Origin of the sequence: Thiohalophilus sp., from assembly GCF_031581315.1 — a bacterium.
In the GTDB taxonomy this organism is placed as follows: Bacteria; Pseudomonadota; Gammaproteobacteria; order UBA6429; family Thiohalophilaceae; genus Thiohalophilus.
In genome coordinates, this window is the sequence record NZ_JAVLAZ010000082.1 from 8,660 (window position 1) to 10,602 (window position 1,943).

Sequence of the window (1,943 nt, forward strand, 5' to 3'; positions counted from 1 at the left end):
CGCCCGGCCCAGGGCTTGTCGGTCTGACTGGCATCGCTCATAACGGATCATCCATTCGTTTATCGGTGCAGTCGATTATAACGGGTTCATCCTGAGCGCGCATGGGATCGCCCAATTTGTGCTTTAATTCAGTTAACATAACTTTCACGACCAATCCGGAACAGACTATGCCGGCCACCCCGGAACCCTCCCGCCCCAGCTCGCCCGAACCGGAACAGGATAATCTGTTCCTGCCGGATTTTTGCGGCATTCGCATGGTGTTTCTGGTGGTGGTGATCGCCGAGCTGGCAGCGATTGTCATTGCGCTGGCGCCGATGGATACCCCGCTGACCGAACGCTGGGCTCACCTGGGGCTGATCTCGCTGTTTGTGCAATGGTGTGCCCTGAGCAGCTGCGCGCTGCTGTGCCTGCTGCGCCGCCAGCTCTGCCGTTTGCGCCCCTGGCAGGCGGGAATTGGCAGTTATCTGCTGATCCTTCTGGTCATTGCCCTGGTCAGCGAGGGCGCCTACTGGCTGATTCATTATCCCGGCGGCATGGAGGCCCTGTGGCACGCCAAATTTTTAGCCCGCAATCTGCTGATCGGACTCATCATCACCGGCCCCCTGTTGCGTTATTTCTATGTGCAACACCAGTGGCGGCGACAGGTCCGCGCCGAATCGGAAGCTCGCCTGCAGGCATTGCAATCCCGGATTCGCCCGCACTTTCTGTTCAACAGCATGAATACCATCGTCAGCCTCATTCAGCATAAGCCGCAACAGGCCGAAGAGGTGGTGGAAAACCTCGCCGATCTGTTTCGCGCCTCGCTGAGCGATGCGCGCCAGCGTGTTACCCTGGCCGATGAACTGGCGTTGTGTCGTCGCTATCTGCAGATCGAAAAACTGCGCCTCGGCGAACGGCTCGATGTTCACTGGCAGGTCGATACCCTGCCCGAAGATGCACAGCTGCCGGCACTGCTCATCCAGCCATTGATCGAAAACGCGATCTATCACGGCATTGAACCACGCACCGATGGCGGCACCATCAAAATCAGCGGTGAGCTTGTCGACAATCAATTGCGGATCACCATCGACAACCCGATACCCGAGAACCCCGCCCGGGCGCACGGCCGGGGCAACCAGCTGGCCCATCAGAATATTCGCGATCGTCTGTTTGCCGGTTTCGAGGGACCGACCCGGCTGGCGCTTGACGAGATGGATCATCACTATAAAGTCTGCTTGAGTTTTCCCTATGAGCCCTGGCATGAAAATTCTGATCGCCGATGACGAACCGCTGGCCCGTTCGCGCCTGCAATCCCTGCTGGACGTGCTGAACCACTGGCAGGTCATCGGCGAGGCGGCCAATGGCCGGCAGGTACTGGAGCTGGTTCAGCAACACCAGCCGGATGTCGTGCTGCTGGATATTCGCATGCCCGGCATGGACGGGATGGAGGCGGCGGAACACCTCAACAAGCTGCCCAACCCGCCCGCGATCATTTTTACCACCGCGTACGATCAATATGCCCTGCAGGCATTCAAAAGCCATGCGGTGGATTACCTGCTCAAACCGATCAAACAACAACAACTGGAACAGGCCCTGCAGGCCGCCACCCAGTTAACCCGCGCCCAGCTACAATCCCTGGCGCAACTGCAACAGGAACAGGACACCTCGCCCCTGCATATCAGTGCCCGGGTACAGGGCGGCGTGCGCCTGGTACCGATCAGCGATGTGCTTTATTTCCTGGCTGAACACAAATACGTGACCGTCTGTTATCACGATGGAGAAGTATTGATCGAGGAGCCGCTCAAATCCCTGGAACAAAAATTTGCGGATCAATTCATCCGCATTCACCGCAACGCGCTGGTGGCCAGGCAATTTATCCGGGGATTACGCAAGGACAGGGAGGGGCGGGTATTTCTCCAGCTACAACATGGCGAACATCAGCTGGAAGTCAGCCGCCGCCATTT

General features: G+C 58.2%; 2 protein-coding genes. Both read left to right on the forward strand.

Features of this window, described 5'->3' with window-relative positions; translation table 11 throughout:
• Positions 1-167 precede the first annotated feature (167 nt).
• Positions 168-1,262: a sensor histidine kinase gene (locus RI563_RS10835; RefSeq protein ID WP_310694400.1), complete on the forward strand. Its 1,095-nt coding sequence runs from the start codon at positions 168-170 to the stop codon at positions 1,260-1,262.
• The coding region (locus tag RI563_RS10840; RefSeq protein ID WP_310694401.1) for a LytTR family DNA-binding domain-containing protein at positions 1,240-1,943 on the forward strand (704 nt) is incomplete at its 3' end. The genes RI563_RS10835 and RI563_RS10840, both read left to right, overlap by 23 nt.